This window comes from Aeromonas sp. QDB20 (genome assembly GCF_027707805.1).
Taxonomy (GTDB): Bacteria; Pseudomonadota; Gammaproteobacteria; order Enterobacterales; family Aeromonadaceae; genus Aeromonas; species Aeromonas dhakensis.
Window position 1 is genome coordinate 1 of the sequence record NZ_JAPCJC010000062.1, and the last position, 522, is coordinate 522.

Below are 522 nucleotides of genomic sequence, written 5' to 3' on the forward strand. Positions count from 1 at the left end.
AGGGTACCACCAATCAGCAGTTGGCCACCTCTCGCCATTCATCCATGAGTGTCGCACTTATTATCTGAATTCCCGGTTCCTGTTAACCATAAAACATATGATCCGAACAAACTATTGCTTGCCTCTATATATCCATTACTTCCTTTTATTTTAGCTGCAAGCTTAGTAGAGAAGTCACTCATTTTTTTATCCCGAGATATGCTTTAAAATCATCGACCAATACATCGACACAAGAAAATGGAAGCATGATTAATGCTACCTCTTCTATGTTCGAGCCATGATGCTCAACTTGATGATAAAAATCACCAATATAGGCAAGAGCCAGCTCACTATATTTTACAACAAAATCATCCTCTGTAACCGCTTGACCAATGATCTCCGGCTCAGCAAATCCAATGAAGCAGGGGGAGTGAATAAGTTCTGAAATGTCATTTTCAGAGAACGGATGGTAATCCCCCCGAAAAACTGAGGTGCTCATAAGTAGAATTTTCTCGTATCTTGAACGCAGGAGGTTCTACATGA

The 522-nt window shown here is 40.4% G+C and carries 1 protein-coding gene; it reads right to left on the bottom strand.

The window, feature by feature from the left end:
- Positions 1 to 178: 178 nt before the first annotated feature.
- Positions 179 to 478, bottom strand: coding sequence for a hypothetical protein (locus PG897_RS22535; RefSeq protein WP_270829450.1), 300 nt, complete (start codon positions 476 to 478; stop codon positions 179 to 181).
- Positions 479 to 522 lie beyond the last annotated feature (44 nt).